Origin of the sequence: Flavobacterium sp. HJ-32-4, assembly GCF_022532105.1 — a bacterium.
Classification (GTDB): Bacteria; Bacteroidota; Bacteroidia; order Flavobacteriales; family Flavobacteriaceae; genus Flavobacterium.
This window is the reverse complement of the sequence record NZ_CP092832.1, coordinates 1,120,902-1,142,970: the sequence shown is the minus strand read 5'-3', so window position 1 is coordinate 1,142,970 and position 22,069 is coordinate 1,120,902. Positions and strand designations below refer to the sequence as shown.

Below are 22,069 nucleotides of genomic sequence, written 5' to 3'. Positions count from 1 at the left end.
AAATGGCAAACGAACGCATTATATTGGGAATCGATCCGGGCACCACGGTGATGGGTTTCGGGCTCATCCGGGTGGTCGGGAAGACGATGTCGTTTGTCCAACTCAACGAACTCCAGCTTTCCAAATACGACGACCATTACACCAAACTCCGTATCATCTTCGAGCGCACCATCGAATTGATCGAAACCCATTTGCCCGACGAGATTGCGATTGAGGCGCCTTTCTTCGGGAAAAACGTGCAGTCGATGCTCAAACTGGGGCGGGCACAGGGCGTCGCCATGGCAGCGGGATTGTCGCGACAGATTCCCATTACGGAATATGAACCCAAGAAGATCAAGATGGCGATTACCGGAAACGGAAATGCGAGCAAAGAACAGGTGGCGAAAATGCTGCAACAACTACTCGGACTGAAGGAGCTGCCGAAAAATCTTGACAGTACCGATGGACTCGCGGCGGCGGTTTGTCATTTCTTCAATTCGGGAAAGACCACCGGCGGCAAGAGTTATACGGGTTGGGAAGCGTTTGTGAAACAGAACGAAGAACGCATCCGGTAAATCACATTCGCTTGTCGGGCATCTACCTCCATATCCCTTTCTGCAAACAAGCCTGTCACTATTGTGACTTCCATTTTTCTACGTCCCTTAAGAAAAAAGACGATATGCTTTCGGCTTTGCTATCGGAAATCGAAATGCGGAAAGCCGAAGCCGGAACCGGGCCCATTGAAACGATTTATTTCGGAGGCGGCACGCCGAGTGTATTATCGACCAGCGAAATCGGGCGTTTACTTGACGTCATCTATTCTCATTACGCCGTCTCGGACAATCCGGAAATCACCCTCGAAGCCAATCCCGACGACCTTTCCGATGGAAAACTCGCCGAATGGGCCGCCACACCCATCAACCGCCTGAGCATCGGCATACAGTCGTTCTTCGACGAGGACCTTCGCCTGATGAACCGCGCCCACGATGCCGAATCCGCTAAACGGGTGTTGGCAGAGGCGGTGTCGTATTTCGACAATATCTCGGTTGACCTTATCTACGGCATTCCGGGAATGGACGACGACAAATGGCTCACCAATGTCGACACGGTTGTCGCGTCGGGCGTGCCGCACATTTCAAGCTATGCCCTTACAGTCGAACCGCGGACGGCCTTGAAGAAAATGATTGCGACCGGACAGGTGAACGCGCCGTCTGACGAAGCCGCCAACAGGCATTTCCATTTGTTGTCGAATCGACTGGCCGAGGCGGGCTTCCTTCATTATGAACTGTCGAATTTCGGGAAACCCGGCTATTTCTCGCGTAACAACTCAGCGTATTGGTTGGGTAAAAATTACATCGGCATCGGCCCGTCGGCGCACAGTTATGACGGCGTTTCGCGAAGCTGGAATGTGGCAAACAATACGCTTTACATCAAAGGCATACACGATAAGGTGCGCCCCGCAGAAACGGAAGTACTGACGCCGGCTGACCGGTTCAATGAAACCGTCATGACCGGACTGCGGACGATGTGGGGTATTTCCCTCTCAAAAGTAGAGCATCAATTTGGATCCGATTTCCACCGCTACCTGCTCGCATCGGCCGCCCGGTTTATTGAGGAAGGCTTGTTGCATCTGGAAGGAGACGCGTTGAAAACGACACAAAAAGGAAAATTCCTGGCCGACGGACTCGCCTCGGATCTTTTTTACGTCGGTTGACATCGGGCAAATTCGTTACCTTCGTACGATAGGAATTTGGTATGAAAACCCTTCTCGACATTGACGGAGTACGCTATGAGACGGACCTCTCCCGCCCGTTTGACATCTCCCTTCCCCTACGCGACAGCACCGACAATCCGATTGCGTGGTATCTTGACAAACCCGTTATTTCACCGGTCACATCCGGCAACTGGATTGGGAAAGTAAGCGAGGGCAGCTCGTCTACCAACTTCAATAACATCTACTTCAATCCGCATGGGCATGGCACCCACACCGAATGCCTGGGCCATATAACCAAAGACTTTTTCAGTGTCAACCAGGCGTTGCGCACCTTTTTCTTTCTGGCCGAGGTCGTATCGATAGGACCTGAAAATCGGGGTGACGATGCGGTGATCACCGTTGCGCAATTGCAGGACGCTTTGATGGGGAAAAAGCCACAGGCCGTCGTTATCCGTACGCTGCCGAATTCATCCGAGAAAAAGCACCGGAAGTACTCGCATACCAACCCACCCTACCTCGAAGCGGCGGGAGCGGCCTTCCTGCGGGATCTCGGCGTCGACCATTTACTGATTGACCTTCCCAGTGTCGATCGGGAATCGGACGAAGGAAAACTGCTGGCCCACAAAGCCTTCTGGAATGTCACGGATGTGTGGTCGCTCAATCCGGATGCCCGGCACCACGCCACGATAACCGAACTTATTTACGTGCCCGACCAGGTCGAAGACGGCCCCTATCTCTTAAACCTGCAGATGGCCTCGTTTGAAAACGATGCGTCGCCTTCCAAACCCGTTTTATACCCGTTGACCCGTTTATGAAGGTAGAAGTTTCCACCGATAAAGCCCGTTTGGACGTCGCGTTTATCCAGGATTTCCTGAAGGATATTTACTGGGCGGCAGGACGCACGATCGAAGACGTCCAGACCACGATTGATGCGTCTTTATGCTACGGTGTGTATGTTGACGGCCAACAGGTCGGATTCGCGCGTGTCGTCACCGATTATGTCGTATTCGCGTACCTGATGGACGTGTTCGTAACGCCCGGGCAGCAGGGAAAGGGCTATTCCTCCTTATTGATGGACACGATGATGAACGATCCGCGACTGGAAAAAGTGAAAATATGGCGACTCGCCTCACGCGATGCCCAGTTCCTGTATGAGAAGTATGGCTTCAAACCGCTGGCGCATCCGGAGCGGATGATGGAAAAGGTAATAGGCCGTTGACGTCATCCCCTTAACAAAATAAAGCAAAAGACGGATTTCGACTTCATTTATCCGTCAAAATCCTATATTTGCTTACATAGTCTTATTACATGAGAGTTTCGCACGCCCAAGTTGAAATTGACGGCATCGACAAGGAAATCCTTCGGTACCTGATGGAAGATGCACGCAAACCCATCCTGCAGATTGCCAATAAAATCGGGATATCGGGAGCCGCCATCCACCAACGGCTACGCAAACTCGAACAGGCGGGTGTGATCTCGGGGTCGAAGTTCACGGTCAGCAATAAGGTACTGGGTTACAGCACCATGGCCTTCGTCGGCATTTACCTCGACCGTGCCGCAGGAAACGCAGAGGCGGTCAAGGAACTACGCAAGATTCCGGAAGTGCTGGAATGCCACTACACCACCGGCAACTGGTCGATCCTCATCAAAATCATCTGCCGTGACAACGAACACCTGATGCAGCTCCTCAACACCAAGATACAAGCCATTCCCGGCGTTTCCCGAACCGAAACCTTCATTTCCCTCGAACAGCAGATCGAACGACAGATACAGCTATAAAAAAACCCTCGTATGGGAGGGTTTCGTTTTTTAATTACGTCGGCTTCCGAGAATCCGCAAGGCCATATACAGCAACATCGCCAGCGAGCCAATGGCGGCTACCACGTAGGTACGGGCGGCCCATTTCAGCGCGTCTTCTGCACCGGCGTATTCCTGCTGGCTCAACATATTCTTGTTTTTCAGCCACGCGAGGGCACGGTTACTGGCGTCATACTCTACCGGAAGCGTAATGAAACTAAACGCGACCGTCACGGCCATCAGGGCCAAACCGGCCAATGCCAGATAGAACCCGATACCGGTGCGGGCGGCGAAACCGATGATCAATCCGAGGAAAATCAACCATTGTGATAACTGCGACGATACGTTGACCATCGGCACGAGATTCGAACGAAGTTGCAACATGGCGTACGCCTTGGCGTGTTGCACCGCGTGGCCGACCTCGTGCGCGGCTACGGCAGCAGCAGCAGCATTTCGCTCGCTGTAGACAGCCGCACTCAGGTTCACCGTTTTGTCGGCGGGGTTATAATGGTCGGTAAGACGACCTTCTGTCGAAATGACACGCACGTCATAAATGCCGTGATCCGCCAACATCGCCTCAGCAATCTCAGCACCCGACATTCCGTTACGCAGGTGGATTTTGGAATACTCCTCAAACTTCGCCTTCAGCCGGGCACTAACCGCCCAACTTGCGAGGGCGATGACACCAATCAATACATAATACTCTAATCCGAAAACCATGATTTCTTTTTCCGACGACTCCGCAAAAAAAGCGCCAGATGGGAATTTCGGAAATTTTGGCAGTTGTATTACGAAAGGACCGAAAGCTCCTGAAGGAAGGCATCGCGGTCATTGGGTGAAAGCACTAATTTTTCCCGATCCGTTTCAATCAGTACGAGTGCGTCGAGTCGGGTGAGGTACCATGTCATGCTTCCGAGCGATTTGGTGTAGAACGACCCAAAATAGCCAAAGAGTCCACCGACGCCGAACGTGCGGAGCGCGAAACGCACTTGCGCTTTCTCCAAGGGCTGGACCTGCCGAATCCGACTGGAAGCGATTTTCACCACGCCCGCCGGTCGGTGTATAAGCAATCCATGTGCCGTTATTTCATACGCCGTGGGACGGTACGCATACACGATGCCATACACCACCAACAGAAGACAGCCGACAGCAGCGAGCGTCCAGTTCCCGGAGGTGATTCCCATGAACAGTCCTGCCACCGGTAGGGCAGCAAATAAAACCGTCACGACAATAGTCGATATACGGGTGCTGCGATCCATGGAAGCCTTGAAGACCATTATCCGACGATATTGATGATTTTACCTGGTACGACAATTACCTTATTCGGAGTGCGACCCCCCATTTGTTGGACGGTGCGTTCGTCTTGCAATACCGCTGCTTCGATTGCTTCTTTCGACAAATCGAGCGGGAGGGTAAGGAAAAACTTCGTCTTGCCGTTGAACGAGACCGGATACTCTTTCTCGCTTTCCACCAAATATTCCGGACGGAAACGCGGGAAAGGTGCGGTTGCGATGCTTCCTTCATGCCCGAGGCGTTCCCACAGTTCTTCGGCGATGTGCGGCGCATACGGCGAGATCAGGATGGCCAATGGTTCGAGCACCGAACGTTCGTGGCAATTCTGGGCCGTCAGTTCGTTGACGCAGATCATGAACTGGCTGACTGAGGTGTTGAACGAGAAACCTTCGATGTCGTCTTCGACCTTTTTGATGGTCTTATGCAAAGTTTTTAGCGATTCTTTTGACGCTGGGTTCGAGGTCACGATGAGGCCGTTGTCGTCGAAATACAGGCGCCACAATTTTTTCAGGAACCCAAACACGCCCGTGATACCCGCCGTATTCCAAGGTTTCGACTGCTCGAGTGGCCCGAGGAACATTTCATATAGACGCAGGGTGTCGGCACCGTATTCGTCACAGATGTCATCGGGGTTGACTACGTTGTATTTGGACTTCGACATTTTCTCGACTTCGCGGGAGACGTAGAACTTGCCATTATCGTCGGTAATGAATTCCGCATCGGCAAAGTCGGGACGCCATTTCCGGAATCCGTCGATATCGAGTTCATCCGACGCATTGACCAGGTAGACATCCGCGTGGATCGGCTGTATTTTCTGCCCTTCCGCCTTATTCTTCGAAACGAACGTATTGGTTCCTTCCAGTCGGTAGACAAACGCACTTGTCCCCAAAATCATCCCCTGGTTGATCAGCTTCTTAAACGGCTCTTCCGTTGACAGGATGCCGCGGTCTTTGAGGAATTTGTTCCAGAAGCGGGCATACAGCAAGTGGCCGGTGGCGTGTTCGCTGCCGCCGATATACAGGTCGACGTTCTCCCAGTAGGCCAGGTCGTCGGTCGAGGCAAAGGCTGCGTCGTTCTTCGCGTCCATATAGCGGAGCCAGTACCAGGAACTTCCCGCCCAGCCCGGCATCGTATTCAATTCGAGTGGGAACACGGTTTTGCGGTCGATTTTGTCATTCGATACCACCCGGTTCGCTGCGGTATCCCAGGCCCAATCCGACGCATTGCCGAGTGGCGGTTGTCCGTCTTCGGTGGGCAGGTATTTCTCTACTTCCGGCAACACAATCGGCAGGTGTGCCGCTTCGATCATCTGCGGAAGTCCGTTTACGTAATAGACCGGGAAGGGTTCGCCCCAGTAGCGTTGGCGGGAAAACACCGCGTCGCGCAGGCGGTAGTTCGTTTTACCCTTACCACATCCCATTTTTTCGAGTTCGGCGATGACCGTTTTGGTCGCATCCTTATAGTTCTTCCCGTCAAGGAAATCAGAATTCGTCAATACCACCTGGTCTTTTGAAGTATACGCTTCTTCAGAGATGTCTACCCCTTCGAAGATGTTCCGAATCGGGATGCCGAAATGTTTCGCAAAAGCATAATCACGTTCATCACCGGCCGGTACTGCCATGACCGCTCCCGTGCCGTATCCGGCCAATACGTAATCGCCGATCCAAATTGGAACGGCTTCCTTTGTAAACGGATGCTCGGCATAAGCGCCGGTAAACACCCCGGATATCGTCTTCACATCGGCCATCCGCTCGCGTTCCGAACGGCGCGAAGTGGCTTCCACATAGGCTTCCACAGCGGCTTTCTGGTCGGGCGTGGTGATCCGGGCTACCAGTTCGTGCTCAGGTGCAAGCGTTACGAAGGTCACACCGAAAATCGTGTCGGGGCGGGTGGTGAACACCTCTATTTTATACTGATTGGTATCGTCGCCGCTGAGTACGAAGTCGAGAGTGTCTTTTTCCTCTTCCGAGTCCTTTACACGAAACGTCACCGACGCGCCGACCGATTTCCCGATCCAGTTGCGTTGGCTTTCCTTTAGCGACTCGGTCCAGTCGAGGGTCTCGAGTCCGCGCAGCAAACGTTCTGCATACGCTGAAATACGCATGCTCCACTGTGTCATCTTTTTGCGCACCACCGGGTAGCCGCCGCGTTCTGAAACACCGTTTACGATTTCGTCGTTGGCCAGTACCGTACCCAATGCCGGGCACCAGTTGACTTCCGTTTCCGCCAGATAGGTCAGGCGGTATTTCAGGAGAATGCGTTCTTTTTGTGCGGTATCGAATCCATTCCACTCGGCGGCGGTAAACGAAGGGGTATCGTCGTCGCAAACCGCGTCCACTCCCTCATTCCCCTTTTGCTCAAATCGGTTAATCAGGGTTTGGATGCTTTCTGCCTTGTCCGCCGCGCGGTCGTACCAGGACTCAAAAAGTTGGATGAAAATCCACTGTGTCCATTTATAATAATCGGGGTTGGACGTACGCACCTCGCGCGCCCAATCGAAGGAAAACCCGATTTTGTCGAGTTGTTCGCGATAGCGGGCAATGTTCTCACGCGTCGTTTTTTCCGGATGTTGCCCGGTTTGGATGGCATACTGTTCCGCCGGAAGGCCGAAACTGTCGTATCCCATGGGATGCAACACGTTATAGCCTTGGTGGCGCTTGAAGCGTGCGTAGATATCCGACGCGATATAGCCCAGCGGATGCCCGACGTGAAGCCCGGCCCCGGAAGGGTATGGAAACATGTCCAACACATAGTACTTCGGCCGTGACGACCCGTTTTCAGCGGCGAACGTCTGGTTCTCGGCCCAGTATTTTTGCCATTTTGGCTCGATGTCTTTCGGTGCGTATTTCATAGGCCGCAAATGTAGTGGAAAAGCATGAAATTTTGTGCCTCCCAAGGGCGGGAGCCGTCCGGCAGACCGTTCCTTTTTGTATTTTTATACGACTGAAAAAACCATGATGCGCGTAATCCCCCTTTTTTTACTGTTCCTGCCCTTTTCGGTTTTGGCGCAGTCGTCTGTCGATTCCCTCAAAAGTCCGTTCCCGGCCGTCGATTCTTTGTACCGGGAAGACCAGTTTTACGTCGGCCTCACTTATAACCGCTTACTCAAAACGCCGGAGGGCTATTCGCAAAACGGACTCGCGACCGGTTTTCACGCCGGGTTCCTTCGGGATATGCCGCTTAACAAAGCACGCACGGTGGCGGTGGCAGCGGGCTTGGGGCTTTCCTGGAATAAGTACCATCATGACATGTTTGTGTCGGAATCGGGAGGAAATGTGACCTACCAGATCTTAGACGACATCGATTACGACCGCAACAAACTCGAACAGCTTTTTATAGAAGCGCCTTTCGAATTTCGATGGCGGAATTCCACGCCTACCTCAACGAAATTCTGGCGTATCTACGCGGGTTTCAAAGTGCGTTGGCTGGTCTTCAGCAAGTCAACTTTTTCGGGTGATGACAAAATCGTGGTGCGACAAAATGACGACCTCGAGCCTCTGCAATACGGACCTACGCTTTCAGTAGGTTATAACACCTGGAACTTCCACGTGTATTACGGTATGACTTCGCTCTTCCGGGACGGTTTTCTGGATGACGGACAGGCGTTGGACATGCGCGCGCTGAACCTCGGCCTCATGTTCTACATCCTATAACCAGAAATAGAGTAGCATTGCCTGCGGGATAACGCCAAGTCCGGTTCCGAGTAATAATTCCTGGTGCGAATGTGCTTTCATCACCAGTCGTGACGTTGCAACCAGCCCGTTGCAAAGCAGCAGCACGACAATCGGCAGGATCAGACGTTCCTGTGCATGAAGACTGACGCAAATGGCAAAAATCGTAAGTGCGGATATTCCGATCATATGCAAACTTGCTTTGATGCGGAGTAGTACCAACACCAAGGCTGCCACGGTGCTCACCAGACATCCCAAAAAGAAGAAATGCAACTCCGGATAGACGTCAAGCGGGATCGTGCGTTTTAGCAACACTACCAATAAAATGGAATGCACCACCAATGGGATGCGCCGCTGCGATGTTTCGGAAAGCATGATGGAATCGACTTTCCCCAGCGACAACAGCAGATAGTAGAAGGTTACGGGAATGAAAATCGTGATGATGACGATTTGTATCGTCAACACAAACACCTCTTCGTAGTCAAACCGATAGCTGCCATAGATAAAAAACAGCATGATCGCATAGACCGAGATGAACAACGGGTGAAATAAATAGGAAAAAATACGAAGGCTCCGTTCCACGACGTATCAGATTTTACGTCGCATCCGGCCGGATGGTATTTCCAGAAGATCGCGGTATTTCGCTACCGTCCGACGGGCGATCGGATAGCCACGTTCCTTCAGCATATCGGCAAGGGCATCGTCGTTCAGCGGATTGCTTTTGTCTTCCTCATCGATAATATCCTGGAGGATTTTCTTGATTTCCAACGTCGACACATCCTCTCCCTGGTCGTTTTTCATCGCTTCTGAGAAGAACTCCTTGATGAGTTTGGTGCCATAGGGTGTTTCCACGTATTTACTACTGGCGACGCGCGAGATGGTCGACACGTCCAATCCGGTGCGTTCCGCGATATCCTTCAGGATCATCGGGCGAAGGCGTGTTTCGTCTCCCGTAAGGAAGTACTCCTCCTGATACTGCATAATCGCCGTCATCGTTACCATGAGGGTTTCCTGGCGTTGCTTGATGGCGTCGATGAACCACTTCGCTGAGTCGAGTTTTTGTTTGATGAACTGCACCGCATCCCGCTGTACGGTTTTGTCTTTTGACTCTTTGTAGGTCTGTAGCATGTCCTGATAGTCCCGTGACACGTGCAAGGTCGGCGCGTTACGTCCGTTAAGGGAAAGTTCGAGATCGCCCTCGTTGATACGGATGGAAAAGTCGGGCACGACATTCTCGGTCGGACGGGTGCTGCCTGCGAAATTCCCACCCGGTTTCGGGTTCAGTTTCTCGATTTCATGGATGGCGTCCCGTAGCTGTTGGTTGCTGATGAGGAGGCGTTCCTGTAGCTTGTCATACTGTTTCTTCGTAAAACGCTCGAAGTTCTTTTCGATGATATCCAGTGCGATGGACACCGATTCGGTGGGCGTCTTGGCGCGGAGTTGCAGCAATAGGCACTCCTGAAGGTCGCGGGCCCCCACACCGGCCGGTTCCAGACTCTGCACGACATGCAACACCCGTTCTACGGTTTTTTCATCGGTGTAAATACCCTGTGTAAAGGCCATGTCGTCGACGATATCCGTAAGACTCCTCCGGATGTAGCCCGTATCGTCAACACTGCCGACGAGAAACTCTGCGATCTCGCGCTCCTGGTCGGTCAGCAGAAAGGTGCTTAATTGGTTGAGCAGGTCCTGGTGAAACGTAACGGCGGCGGCCAGCGGGGATTCGCGCTGCTCGTCGTCGTCGCTGTAATTGTTAGACTTGGTCTTATAATCCGGAATGTCGTCGCTCAGGTATTGGTCGATTTCGAGGTCGTCGCTGATGGGGTCGTCGCGGTCCTCTTCTTCATAGTCGTCGTAGTCGTCGTTTTCGAACTCGTCTTGGGCGTAGTCTTCCTCCTCCTGTCCGGCTTCCAGGGCGGGATTCTCGTTCAATTCCTCCGCCAGTCGTTGTTCAAATGCGAGCGTGGGCAACTGGATCAGTTTCATCAACTGGATCTGCTGCGGTGAAAGTTTCTGGGAAAGTTTGAGGTTAAGTGATTGTCTGAGCATTGTATAGTTCGCCGTAAACGCTTGAAGCGCTAGGTTTTCGTGTGTATATAACGTTTGATTCCGTCCCTTAGTAAGGGCACATTAAAATTAATCAAAAAACCCAATTTTTTGTCCGTCAATTTTAAATGGCTTAACAATTGTGCGGTCCAAATCGGATGCGGGTGGTCGGCCGCCTTTATTTCGATGATAATCCGATTTTCGACCAACAGGTCCAGCCGCAATCCTTCTTCAAATACCAGGCCATCGTATACAATGGGCAACGGGATCTGGCGCTCCACACGATACCCGGCTTTTCGCAATTCATAGGCCAGACAGGATTCATAGATACGCTCAAGCAGACCGGGACCCAAGGCACGATGCACGCGATAGGCTGCATGAACGATGCCGGTGGCGATGTCTTCGGTTGTAGGGTGAAACATACTTTTTTTCGCCAAGTTACCCCGAAGCACGGCTTGGTTGGATACGGTTTTCCCGTACATTTTCAATAGTGCCACAAAGACGTGAGGTCAGAGATACGTGACCATTCGTTTGAAGGGCCACGAAGACGCTAAGACACGATAGAAACGTATTTACAACAATCCCGACCCGATGACGACCCAAACGCCGCGCCCTCGCGTCTCCTGCCTTCGCTCCTTCGTACCCTCGCGCCTTCGTGCCTTCGCGGCTTTACAGCATTACGGCTTTACGACTTTGCGCCTTCGTGTCTTCGCGGCCTCCACAAAAAAAGCGCGAAGAAAACCCCGCGCCTTATATTCTCTGAAATTAGAATTCCGCGTTCTGCGGCGTCCGTGGGAATGGAATCACGTCCCGGATATTCGTCATACCCGTCACGAACAACACCAACCGCTCGAACCCAAGGCCAAAGCCCGAGTGCACCGCCGAACCGAACTTGCGCGTATCAAGGTACCACCAAAGTTCTTCCTCATCAATACCCAGCACCTTCATCTTCTCCACCAACACGTCATACCGCTCCTCCCGCTGCGAGCCACCGACGATCTCCCCGATGCCCGGGAAGAGGATATCCATCGCGCGAACCGTTTTCTGGTCTTCGTTCAGGCGCATGTAAAACGCTTTGATATTGGCCGGGTAATCATATAAGATAACCGGACACTTGAAATGTTTCTCCACCAGGAAGCGCTCGTGCTCACTTTGGAGGTCAGCGCCCCATTCTTCGATCAGGTACTGGAATTTCTTTTTCTTATTCGGCGTAGAATCCTTCAGGATGTCAATGGCCTCGGTATACGAAACCCGTTTGAACCCATTATCCAAAACGAACGCCAGCTTTTCCAACAGCGCCATCTCACTGCGTTCCGCCTGCGGCTTTTGTTTTTCCTCCTCCAGCAAACGGCCTTCCAGGAATTTCAGGTCATCGGCACAATGGTCAACCGCATATTTCACGACATATTTAATGAAGTCCTCCGCCAGGTCCATGTTGTCGTCAAGGTCGTTGAACGCCACCTCCGGCTCGATCATCCAGAACTCCGCAAGGTGACGCGAGGTGTTCGAGTTTTCCGCCCGGAACGTCGGCCCGAACGTATAAATCTGACCCAACGCCATCGCAAACGTCTCGCCTTCCAATTGTCCGGATACCGTCAGGTTCGTATGCTTTCCAAAGAAATCCTCTTTGTAGTCGATATGGCCCTCCTCAGTACGTGGCGGATTGTCAAGCGGCAAGGCCGTCACTTGGAACATTTCCCCGGCCCCTTCCGCATCGGCACCCGTGATGATCGGCGTGTTCACATACACGAAACCCCGGTCCTGGAAGTATTTGTGCACGGCATACGCCAACACCGACCGCACCCGCATGATGGCACCAAAGGCATTGGTACGCACCCGCAGGTGGGCATTCGCGCGCAGGAACTCCAACGAGTGTTTCTTCGGCTGGATCGGATACTTTTCCGCATCCGAATCACCCAAAATCTCAATATTACGCGCCTGGATCTCATACTTCTGCCCCGCCCCGCGGCTCTCGGTCAGGTCACCCGTCACCGACACCGCAGCGCCCGTCGTGATGCGTTTCAGCGTTTCCTCCGGCGTATTCTCAAAATCGATCACACACTGAATATTGTGCAGCGTCGAACCGTCGTTCAATGCCAAAAACTGACTGTTGCGGAACGTCCGCACCCATCCTTTCACATTCACATCCTGCATCGCCTTTTCGCTGGCCAGCAGGTCTTTCACTTTGGTGTGTTTCATGTCGTCGAAAAATTGAGGTGCAAAGATAGGAAAAGTTGGCAGTAAGCAGTAGGCAGTTTCTCCCGTCATCCACTACGTACTGAGACTGGCCACTAACCACTGCCTACTGACTACTGTTCTCATGGCGTTCCGGCGCCCACTGCACACTGCCTACTGCGCACTGCCTACTGGGAAAGGCGCCGTCGGGCTATCCGCTATAGCTTTTTGCCCAACTCCCCACAACCGGCATCAAAAATGGAAGGATTTCCCCAATTAAAAACAGAGGCAAAAAGGCTGCCGCTCCTATCCCTAACGCAACAGTACTAAGCCTGAACTAACTACTGCGACTGCGACTGCGACTTCTTCCACGTTATACGCTTCCGTTCAAACGTCAGCACCAGGGCCGGCAACACCAGCAGGTTGGCGAACATCGCAAAAAGCAGCGTGACCGAAATGAGTCCGCCCAACGCAATCGTACCCGAGAAACTCGAAAGGGTGAACGTCGCAAAGCCCAGGATCAACACGACCGACGTATAGAACGTACTGATACCGGTCTCGCGAATCGCGTTCAATACCGACTGGAAGATATCGCCCCGGGTTTCCACCAGGTCGTGTCGGTATTTCGCCATGAACTGTATGGCGTTATCCACTGAAATGCCAAAGGCAATACTGAAAACCAAAATCGTCGACGGCTTCAGCGGAATGCCGAAGTAACCCATCAGGCCCGAGGTGATGCACAATGGCAAGATATTCGTGATCACCGAAGCTGCCACCATCCGCGCCGAACGGAAGAGGTAGGCCATCAATCCGGCAATCATCACAATGGCAAAAATGATCGACTCGATCAGGTTATCGACCAGATAGGCGGTTCCTTTTTCAAAGACCAGGGCCTTTCCGGTAATCGCCACATCGTATTTCCCTTTCGGGAACAATTCGTCTATTTTCTTCTGTAAGCGGGCCTCTACCTTCACCATCTGGTCGGTGCCAATGTCTTTCATAAAGGTGGTGATCCGTGCTGTGTGACCATCCGCACTGACATAACTCTTCATCAGGTTGTCGCCCTTTCCGTTGCCTTTCAGCATCGACTTGGCATACGACAAAACAAACACCTGCTCCTGCGAACTCGGCACCTGGTAATACGCCGGGTTGCCGTTGTAGAACGCCTGGTTCAGGTATTTCGCAAAATTCACGACCGACACCGGCTGTGACAATTCGGGCGTCTCCGCGATGGTCTCCTGCAATTCCTCCATCCGGCGGATCGTACCCGGCGTCACCACCCGGCCTTTGTCGGTATGGATCGTAATTTCAAGCGGCATCACGCCCTTGAATTCCTTTTCAAAAAAGACAATATCATCGAAGAACGAGGCATTCTTCGGCATCTCACTCAATAAACTGCCCGATACCCGCATCTGCAACACGCCATAGATGCTCACGGCAAGCAATACGAAATACGTGGCATAGATACGTCCGCGCCGGTTCAGGACGTTGAATTCCACGCGATCCAGCAACGACGAAATATAGTTCTTCGACAGGTGGTAGAGGTGCTTCTCCTTCGGCATCGGCATGAAGCTGTAGGCAATCGGCACCACCATCAGCGTCAACAAATACACCGTAATGACATTCAGCGAGGTCACCAAACCGAACTCAAACAGGAGGTCGTTACCCGTGATCATAAAAGTCGCAAAACCCGCAGCGGTTGTCAGGTTCGTCATCATCGTCGACATCCCGATTTCCGAAATGACGCGTTGCAGCGCCTTCGCCTGGTTCTTGTGTTTCTGGATTTCCTGCTGGTATTTATTGATCAGGAAAATACAGTTACAGATACCGATCACGATAATGAGTGGCGGCACCACCGCAGTGAGAATCGTAATTTTATACTGGAACAACCCTAGTGTGCCAAACGACCACAATACGCCGAGCAGCAGGATGCAGATCGAAATCAGCGTCGCCCGGAACGAGCGGAAGAAAAAGAAAAAGATCACCGACACGGTCAACAAGGCCGCACCGATAAACAACCCGATCTCGCCCTTCATATTATCGGCATTGATCGTCCGGATATAGGGCATGCCCGACACCTTCAGGTCAATACCCGTCTCGGTTTCAAACCGCTCGACGGCCGGCACCAGCTTATCAAGGATGAAATCCTTACGGGCCGCCGTGTTCACCATCTTTTTATCTAAATACACCACCGAACGGATGGTCCCGGTCTGTTTGTTGTAAAGCAGTCCTTCGTAAAACGGCAAGCGGTCGAACAGTTCGCTGCGTATCGCGCGCAAATAGGCTTCATCCGTCGTCTTTGCCTGATCCAGCAACGGCACCATGCGAAACTGCTGGGCTACCGTATCCTTCTCGAGTTTTTTGAGGTCGTTCAACGAGATCACCAACTCTACCTCTTTCTGGCTCTTAAGTCCGGTCATCAGCGTATTCCACGAGGCATACGCCTTCGGTGTGAAGAAACGCTTGTCTTTTACGCCCAATACGATCAGGTTCCCCTCTTCGCCAAACTGCGAAAGGAACTTTTCATACGCAATATTCGCCGGGTGTTTTTTAGGAAGCAGGTTGGCCTCGGTGTAGGTCATACCGAGTTTACGGCAATTCCACCCCAGGAAGAGTGTCAGCACGCCAATGCCCACAAGAAGGGCCACCCTATTGGTAAGGATGATACGGGCCGCCTTCTCCCAGGCCCCAATCGGACGTGCTTTCTTTTTTCGTTTCATGTTTGGAAATGCCGCGCAAAGGTACGTTTCCACCGCGGGAAATCCCAACCATCGCCCCTTAAAAATACCCCCAAACGCCGTTTATTTAAGATTTTGTAACCATTCGCCAACGACGTGTTTTTCGAAAGTCATTTTCCTATCTTTGGCTTCCGACATCTTTCCGGCATGAAGAACCTGAAGAACTCCCTTTTTTACATTGTAACCATCGGCGGTGCAGGCGCCCTGATGTACTGGATTACCTCGAAAGGGCAGGTGCTCGAAAGCGGCCGTCAGTTCAAACACGCCGGGTCGTACCACGATCGCTGGGACGATTTCCTGGCTAGCATCAGCGACAACCTTCACCATCCCCTGGCCCTGCTGCTCGCACAGATCATCACCATCATACTCGTGGCGCGTTTCTTCGGCTGGATCTGCCGCAAAATCGGCCAACCCTCTGTCGTCGGGGAAATCCTCGCCGGTATTGTGCTCGGACCTTCACTTGTCGGGCACTATTTACCCGAGTATTCTTCGCTGCTTTTTCCTAAAGAATCCCTCGGCAACCTTCAGTTCTTAAGCCAGATCGGCCTCATCCTCTTCATGTTCGTCGTCGGCATGGAACTCGACCTGAAAGCCTTGCAAAACAAAGCGAAAGACGCGGTCGTCATCAGTCACGCCAGCATCGTTTTCCCGTTTGCACTGGGACTGGGCCTCGCCTACTTCATCTACAGCGAATACGCGCCGGGCTCCGTTCGGTTCCTGTCGTTCGCGCTCTTCCTGGGCATCGCCATGAGCATCACGGCCTTTCCCGTACTGGCCCGTATCGTGCAGGAGCGTGGCATCCATAAAACCAAACTCGGCGCCATCGTCATCACCTGTGCCGCCGCCGACGATATCACGGCCTGGTGTATCCTGGCCGCGGTCATCGCCATCGTAAAGGCAGGCTCCTTCGGCAGTTCGTTATACGTAATCGGGATGGCGGTGCTCTATGTGCTGATCATGCTCTACCTTGTCCGTCCGTTCCTGAAGCGGATCGGCGACCTGAAAGCGTCCCGCCAAAGCCTGAGCAAACCGGTAGTGGCGATTTTCCTCCTGACCCTCATCATCTCGGCCTATACCACTGAAGTCATCGGCATCCACGCGTTATTCGGTGCGTTTATGGCCGGCGCGATCATGCCCGACAACACCAAATTCCGCAACATCTTTATCGAGAAGGTAGAAGATGTTTCGGTCATCCTGTTACTGCCGTTGTTCTTCGTATTTACCGGTCTCCGCACCCAAATCGGCCTCATCGACGATCCCAAACATTGGGAACTCACCGGATGGATCATCTGCGTAGCCGTTGTCGGTAAGTTTCTCGGAAGTGCCTTGGCCGCGAAATTCACCGGCCAGAATTGGCGCGACAGCCTTACGATTGGAGCATTGATGAACACCCGTGGATTGATGGAACTGGTGGTGCTCAACATCGGGCTCGACCTGAAAGTCCTTACCCCCACGGTGTTTACGATGATGGTGATCATGGCGTTGTTGACGACCATCATGACAGGCCCGGCGCTCAACCTCATCAACTTTATCTTCAAAACCAAAGATGACGTCATCATAGAGGAAATCAAAAAGGAAAGTCCCTACCGCATCCTCTTCTCCTTCGGAAATACCGACCGCGGACGGGCGTTGCTGCGTCTGGCGGCCGGACTCGTGCGCCGCGAACCGGGAGGCAATACCGTCACGGCCATGCACCTCACGCTGAGTAACGAAATCCATACGTTTGATTTCGAAGAATTGGAGAACAAGACCTTCTCGCCCATCCTTGCCGAAGCGGAAGAACTGGAACAGCCTATCGTAAAACTCTTCAAGGCGTCGAACGACATCGATATGGATATCGTCGAAATCGCCAACAAAGGCGACTACGACCTGTTGCTGGTCGGACTCGGTCACTCGATTTTTGAGGGAACGTTGTTAGGGAAGGTACTCGGACTCACAACCCGCATCATCAACCCCGACCGCCTCATCGACAAATTCACCGGAAAAGAAGGACTTTTCGAAAATTCTCCTTTCGACGAACGTACGCGCCAAATCCTGACGAAATGTAAAATGCCGGTGGGGATTCTCGTAGACAAGAACCTCGAACACATCGACCGTATCTTCATGCCCGTGTTTGGGGATGGCGATGCCTTCCTTGTCACGTATGCCAAGCGCCTGATTGACAACAACAAGTCGATTGTAACGGTCGCGGAAGGGGTGGAAGGAGACGACAGTCCCGTACTTCGCAGTATGCTCGCCGAAGTTGAGGCGACCGCACCTGAGTACATCGGACGGATGGGCGGACGCACCATGAAACGCGACTTCCTCGAATCGCAAGACATGATGATCGTAAGCCTTGAAAGCTGGAAAAAACTGGTGAATACGCAAAGTCCGTGGCTCGGACACATCCCTTCTGTACTAATCATCCGTCCGTAATGGGCTGGGTGTTTTTGATCATCGGCGGCCTCTTCGAAGTCGGATTTGCCTCCTGCCTCGCCAAAGCCAAAGAAACCTCCGGCCTGCATTGGTGGGGATGGATGACGGGTTTTCTCGTGTGTCTCGCCTGTAGTATGTTCCTCCTTTATAAGGCTACCCAAACCTTACCCGTTGGCACCTCGTATGCGGTCTGGACGGGCATCGGCGCCGTAGGAACCGTACTGGTCGGTATTGTTTTCTTCAAAGAACCGGCTGATTTCTGGCGGCTGTTCTTCATCACCACCTTATTGATTTCGGTCGTCGGACTCAAGGTCGTCTCCTCCCGTTAAAAACCCAGATCAAGCGAGAAGCTGAGTTTGACGGCCAGATTGTCTTCCATGCGGGGCAATTGGTTGGGACCGTATCGGTAAAATGCGGTAAGCCCCAATCCCGAGTAAATCTTATTGAGTTCCAGGCCCGACTCGAAAAACCCTCGTTCCAGCGTCTTATACGCAATGCCCACATGCTGCCAGGGCCGTTGCATCGAACCATAGGCCATGCGCGATACAAACACGAGCGACGGCTTGACCTTACGGGCCAACCGAATGCGGCGCAGACCATGCTTTACCTGGAACGTGACGTAGCGGCTGGAGAAGAATTCATTGAAATACATCGTCTCAAAACTGTTCTTGCCCGCGATGGTAATCCGTTGCAAAAGCCGGTCTTTCGTGAGGTTGTTCGGAGAGGTGTTATAGAGATGCGTAAGCGGCACATCGCCGTTGGCATAGCCCGCCGTCAACAAAAACGAAGACCGCTGTCCGTCGAGGTACGGAATTTCATACTCCGTACGGAAGTCGAACTTCATAAACGAAAAATCGCTGTCCCAAAACCCTTTCATCGACCGCGTCACCTGGAACGTAAACTGCGGATAGCGTTTCTCGATCTCAAGACGGCCCGTCGGCGTCTGCATATAATCACTGAACGGATTCCATTGAAGGGCAAGGGAAGCGGTCGTAAGCGTATACCGGCTATAGGTCTGGCCATTGGTAACGAATTCATAGCCAAACAGCGGCCGGACGTCACTGTGCTGCAATTGCCAGATGCTCTCGGTCTTGGGGATGATACGCGTTTCGATGTAACCCCGCCACGTCTTGTGGTTGTAAAATGTACTGATGTTGATAGGTCGCGGATCATAGATCTTGAACACCCGTTTGTCAATGGCAAACGACGTACTCGCAATCTCCCGGATGTCGTCGGTATAATTCACTCCCATCCACGAACCCGAGAACTTCCCCACGCGGGCGGCACCTCCCAGGCTGTATTTCATTTGTCCGTCTTTCGTACCATCCGCAATATAACCATCCATCCGGTAAAAGGGCGACAGTCGTTCGTTCGTGACGCCTCCGACCCCAAACCGAAATCCCTCATAATTGTTATAGCTGAGCAAATACCGAAGATCGAGGTCGACCGGCCCAACCGGAAGATACCCATTGATGATTTTCTTTCCGATCCGGAACTTTCGCTCGATCTGCCGTTTCTTCGAAAGCCGGTCCAGCGCGTGATAGGTTTCGCGGCTGCGGGCGTCCAATGTGTCGCGTCGGAAGGCATCCCAAAAAGCCGTATCGCGGTCGATGGCGGAATCCCGTATGTCAATCGAAACGGCAGTGCGCCGGATGTCAACGGGCACGTCATATTCGAGTCCGTAATACGTCGTCGCCGATTGCACGAAGGTATAGTCAGACGGCTGTAATTTTCGATGGCGTTCACTGTCGGGCGAGGGATCGAAGGTGACGGTCTCGCCCAATATCCGGATGGGTTCATCATTGGTGCCTTTGTCGATGCGGAACTCACTTCCGGTCGGGAACCATATTCCCTTATCCTCCAAAAAATGAAAGTCATGCGTGGCCCGTAAATTCACGATCCCTTTTACGCGCATGACGGCCTTTGCGACGCCGTAGGTTTCGGTATCGATATACAGTAGGCCGCGCAGCACTGGCCGCTTGGGCGTGTCTTTCTTCGACCGGAAGTACAGCACGTAGGCCGGGCGTCCGCCAATGTCGGTGGTATCAAGAAGTTTGTAATAGTAGTAGCGTGGCGCGTTCTCCGCTAACGGACTTCGGTAACGCGTTTCCATCAGGTCATACTCCGGATCGTAGATAGAATACGACTGTTGCGTAAAGCCAATGACTTCATATACGGGTTGCCGAAAACCGGCCATCCGCGCGCCCAGGACCGTTTCCTTGAGCCGGCCTGCCGCATATTCAAAACGCGACGCCCGCTCCATGAGGTAGAGGTGTTGTTTGTCCATCAACTGCCGGAACTTATACACCGTCGAATCAGGCTCCACCTCCTTCCGTCCGCGACGGGAAACGGTGTGCTGGCCGATGCGATCATCGATAGAATCGGGTTCCGCCGTGACAACCAGTTTGTTGTACGCATTGAAACGGTAACTCGCCAGTCGCTTTTGTGGGTCGTTTTGGTTGCGCCGCTCGATGACCAGCCGTACCACCGAATTGGCGGCGACGTTGGCATTTTTGGCGGCCTCCCGGCCCGTTTCGCCGGTTTCAGGTGCCAGACGGATATTGAAATAGCTGTTGGCGCTTTCGGGTCGGGCCCGCTGCAGTCGATAGCCGGGGTACGAAAAGACCAACTCGACCGGCGCCGCCAAATCGACACGGAAGCGACCATCGACATCGGTGATGGCTACCGGGCGTCCGTTTGCCGACACGTTCGCAAAAGCCAGTGGCGCGTCAGTGGCCGCATCGGTTACTGCTCCCTTCACCACAATCTGGGCCTGGGCCAAAAGGGGAAGGAATAGAAAGAAGAGCAGTTGTTTCATATGTGGGCGCGGCGATACGTCAAAAATACGGATAAAAAAATCCGCCGAAGCGGATAATGTGTAGGGGAAAGGCGTTTTAGACTTTCATGATCTCCGCCTCTTTGATGGCGAGATGCTCGTCGACCTTTTTGATGAAGTTGTTCGTGAGTTCCTGCACTTCCGCTTCCGCATTCTTGCACAGGTCTTCCGACGTGCCTTCTTTTTCAAGTTTCTTGATTTCTTTGTTGGCCTCCTGGCGGGCGTTGCGGATACTGACTTTCGTGTCTTCCGACTCAATCTTCGCCTGTTTCACCAGGTCACGGCGACGCTCTTCCGTCAACGGCGGAACGCTGATGATGATGACGTCTCCGTTGTTCATCGGGTTGAAGCCAATGTTCGCGACCATGATGGCCTTTTCGATTGGGCCCAACATGTTCTTTTCCCACGGCTGGATGGTGAGGGTGCGGGCATCCGGAACACTGATGTTCGCTACCTGCGACAGGGGTGTCGAAGAACCGTAATAATCGACAAACACACTGCCCAGCATAGCCGGACTCGCCTTTCCGGCGCGGATGTTCAGGAATGATTTCTCGAGGTGGGCGACGCTGGCGGCCATTGACTCCTCGGTGCTTTCCAGGATAAAATCGATCTCTTCCATTTTCTTGATTATATACTTACCACCGTCCCCACATTGCTGCCTTCGCAAATCTTGAGGAGGTTGTCTTTTTTGTTCATATCAAATACCACAATCGGCAGGCGGTTTTCCTGGCTCAGGGTAAAGGCGGTAGTATCCATTACGTTCAGGCCTTTGCTGAGGACGTCTTCGAAGGTAATGTGTTCGAACTTCACCGCATTCGGGTCTTTCTCAGGATCCGCGGTGTAGATACCATCGACGCGGGTTCCTTTCAGGATGACATCCGCATGGATTTCAACACCCCGCAAAACGGCAGCCGTGTCGGTCGTAAAATACGGGTTACCCGTACCGGCTCCGAAGATAACGATACGTCCTTTCTCAAGATGACGCACCGCGCGACGCTTGATGTAGGGTTCTGCAATCGCTTCGATCTTGAGGGCGGTCTGCAAACGCGTCTGCATGCCTTTGTCTTCCAGGGCACCCTGAAGCGCCATGCCGTTGATGACCGTGGCGAGCATCCCCATATAATCCCCCTGCACGCGATCCATTCCATTACTGGCCCCGGCAACACCGCGGAAGATGTTGCCACCACCGATTACGATGGCGATCTCAACACCGAGGTCATGTACTTTCTTGATATCGTCTGCGTACTCCGCCAGCCGTAACGGGTCGATACCGTATTGACGGTCACCCATCAGTGCCTCGCCGCTGAGCTTTAGGAGAATTCTTTTGTATTTCATCAGGGGATTACCGTTTGGATGCCGGGGCATCCGATTTTTGTTGTGCAAATATAGTACATTCCCTTTTTTC

19 protein-coding genes are annotated in these 22,069 nt (G+C 52.8%); 8 read left to right on the top strand and 11 right to left on the bottom strand.

The genetic code is table 11. The annotated features are described in order from the left end of the window. The first annotated feature begins 2 nt into the window (after positions 1-2). The 5 genes from ruvC (at position 3) to MKO97_RS04555 (ending at position 3,472) form a co-directional block, all read left to right on the top strand. Complete coding sequence (ruvC, locus tag MKO97_RS04575; RefSeq protein ID WP_241104891.1) at positions 3-554, top strand: crossover junction endodeoxyribonuclease RuvC; 552 nt, start codon at positions 3-5, stop codon at positions 552-554. An 11-nt stretch (positions 555-565) separates the two neighbouring features. After that, positions 566-1,693 (top strand): radical SAM family heme chaperone HemW, encoded by a 1,128-nt coding sequence (gene hemW, locus MKO97_RS04570; protein ID WP_241104890.1) that lies wholly within the window; start codon positions 566-568, stop codon positions 1,691-1,693. Between the two features lie 41 nt (positions 1,694-1,734). Continuing rightward, positions 1,735-2,508: a cyclase family protein gene (locus tag MKO97_RS04565; protein ID WP_241104889.1), complete on the top strand. Its 774-nt coding sequence runs from the start codon at positions 1,735-1,737 to the stop codon at positions 2,506-2,508. Then, the gene (locus MKO97_RS04560; protein ID WP_241104888.1) at positions 2,505-2,912 is read left to right on the top strand and encodes a GNAT family N-acetyltransferase; all 408 of its coding nucleotides are present in this window, start codon (positions 2,505-2,507) and stop codon (positions 2,910-2,912) included. The genes MKO97_RS04565 and MKO97_RS04560 overlap by 4 nt, the downstream gene beginning before the upstream one ends. An 89-nt stretch (positions 2,913-3,001) precedes the next feature. Beyond that, positions 3,002-3,472, top strand: coding sequence for an Lrp/AsnC family transcriptional regulator (locus MKO97_RS04555; RefSeq protein WP_241104887.1), 471 nt, complete (start codon positions 3,002-3,004; stop codon positions 3,470-3,472). A 30-nt stretch (positions 3,473-3,502) separates the two neighbouring features. Here MKO97_RS04555 and MKO97_RS04550 read toward each other — a convergent pair whose 3' ends face one another. The 3 genes from MKO97_RS04550 to leuS all read right to left on the bottom strand — a co-directional run bounded on the left by MKO97_RS04550 (position 3,503) and on the right by leuS (position 7,634). Next, positions 3,503-4,210, bottom strand: a complete 708-nt coding sequence (locus MKO97_RS04550) for a zinc metallopeptidase (protein ID WP_241104886.1) — start codon at positions 4,208-4,210, stop codon at positions 3,503-3,505. Positions 4,211-4,278: 68 nt separating this feature from the next. After that, on the bottom strand, positions 4,279-4,749 hold the full coding sequence (locus MKO97_RS04545) for a PH domain-containing protein (RefSeq protein WP_241104885.1): 471 nt from the start codon (positions 4,747-4,749) through the stop codon (positions 4,279-4,281). 17 nt (positions 4,750-4,766) lie between these two features. Continuing rightward, on the bottom strand, positions 4,767-7,634 hold the full coding sequence (gene leuS, locus MKO97_RS04540; RefSeq protein WP_241104884.1) for a leucine--tRNA ligase: 2,868 nt from the start codon (positions 7,632-7,634) through the stop codon (positions 4,767-4,769). A 103-nt stretch (positions 7,635-7,737) separates the two neighbouring features. Here leuS and MKO97_RS04535 point away from each other — a divergent pair, with 103 nt between their 5' ends. Further along, positions 7,738-8,436, top strand: coding sequence for a porin family protein (locus MKO97_RS04535; protein WP_241104883.1), 699 nt, complete (start codon positions 7,738-7,740; stop codon positions 8,434-8,436). On the opposite strand, the gene MKO97_RS04530 is transcribed toward MKO97_RS04535, so the two are convergent. The 5 genes from MKO97_RS04530 to MKO97_RS04510 all read right to left on the bottom strand — a co-directional run bounded on the left by MKO97_RS04530 (position 8,431) and on the right by MKO97_RS04510 (position 15,395). After that, positions 8,431-9,036, bottom strand: a complete 606-nt coding sequence (locus tag MKO97_RS04530) for a hypothetical protein (protein WP_241104882.1) — start codon at positions 9,034-9,036, stop codon at positions 8,431-8,433. The two genes, MKO97_RS04535 and MKO97_RS04530, sit on opposite strands and share 6 nt — an antisense overlap. A 6-nt stretch (positions 9,037-9,042) precedes the next feature. After that, positions 9,043-10,503 (bottom strand): RNA polymerase factor sigma-54, encoded by a 1,461-nt coding sequence (gene rpoN, locus MKO97_RS04525; protein ID WP_241104881.1) that lies wholly within the window; start codon positions 10,501-10,503, stop codon positions 9,043-9,045. 29 nt (positions 10,504-10,532) lie between these two features. After that, the gene (locus MKO97_RS04520) at positions 10,533-10,922 is read right to left on the bottom strand and encodes a GxxExxY protein (RefSeq protein ID WP_241104880.1); all 390 of its coding nucleotides are present in this window, start codon (positions 10,920-10,922) and stop codon (positions 10,533-10,535) included. 343 nt (positions 10,923-11,265) lie between these two features. Further along, positions 11,266-12,699, bottom strand: a complete 1,434-nt coding sequence (gene asnS / locus MKO97_RS04515) for an asparagine--tRNA ligase (protein WP_241104879.1) — start codon at positions 12,697-12,699, stop codon at positions 11,266-11,268. A 317-nt stretch (positions 12,700-13,016) separates the two neighbouring features. Next, positions 13,017-15,395: an RND family transporter gene (locus tag MKO97_RS04510; protein WP_241104878.1), complete on the bottom strand. Its 2,379-nt coding sequence runs from the start codon at positions 15,393-15,395 to the stop codon at positions 13,017-13,019. A 165-nt stretch (positions 15,396-15,560) separates the two neighbouring features. On the opposite strand from MKO97_RS04510, the gene MKO97_RS04505 reads away from it, so the two are divergent. Continuing rightward, positions 15,561-17,828, top strand: a complete 2,268-nt coding sequence (locus MKO97_RS04505; RefSeq protein ID WP_241104877.1) for a cation:proton antiporter — start codon at positions 15,561-15,563, stop codon at positions 17,826-17,828. Then, the gene (locus tag MKO97_RS04500) at positions 17,828-18,157 is read left to right on the top strand and encodes a multidrug efflux SMR transporter (RefSeq protein ID WP_241104876.1); all 330 of its coding nucleotides are present in this window, start codon (positions 17,828-17,830) and stop codon (positions 18,155-18,157) included. Before MKO97_RS04505 ends, MKO97_RS04500 begins: the two co-directional genes overlap by 1 nt. Here the strand turns inward: MKO97_RS04500 and MKO97_RS04495 are convergent. The 3 genes from MKO97_RS04495 to pyrH all read right to left on the bottom strand — a co-directional run bounded on the left by MKO97_RS04495 (position 18,154) and on the right by pyrH (position 21,999). Next, on the bottom strand, positions 18,154-20,646 hold the full coding sequence (locus MKO97_RS04495; RefSeq protein ID WP_241104875.1) for a DUF5686 family protein: 2,493 nt from the start codon (positions 20,644-20,646) through the stop codon (positions 18,154-18,156). The two genes, MKO97_RS04500 and MKO97_RS04495, sit on opposite strands and share 4 nt — an antisense overlap. Before the next feature lie 76 nt (positions 20,647-20,722). Further along, entirely contained in the window at positions 20,723-21,283 is a 561-nt protein-coding gene (gene frr / locus MKO97_RS04490) for a ribosome recycling factor (protein ID WP_241104874.1), read from the bottom strand. Positions 21,284-21,291: 8 nt separating this feature from the next. Beyond that, positions 21,292-21,999 carry a UMP kinase gene (gene pyrH, locus MKO97_RS04485; RefSeq protein WP_241104873.1) on the bottom strand — a complete coding sequence of 236 codons (708 nt, stop codon included), beginning with the start codon at positions 21,997-21,999 and terminating at the stop codon, positions 21,292-21,294. Positions 22,000-22,069: the final 70 nt, after the last annotated feature.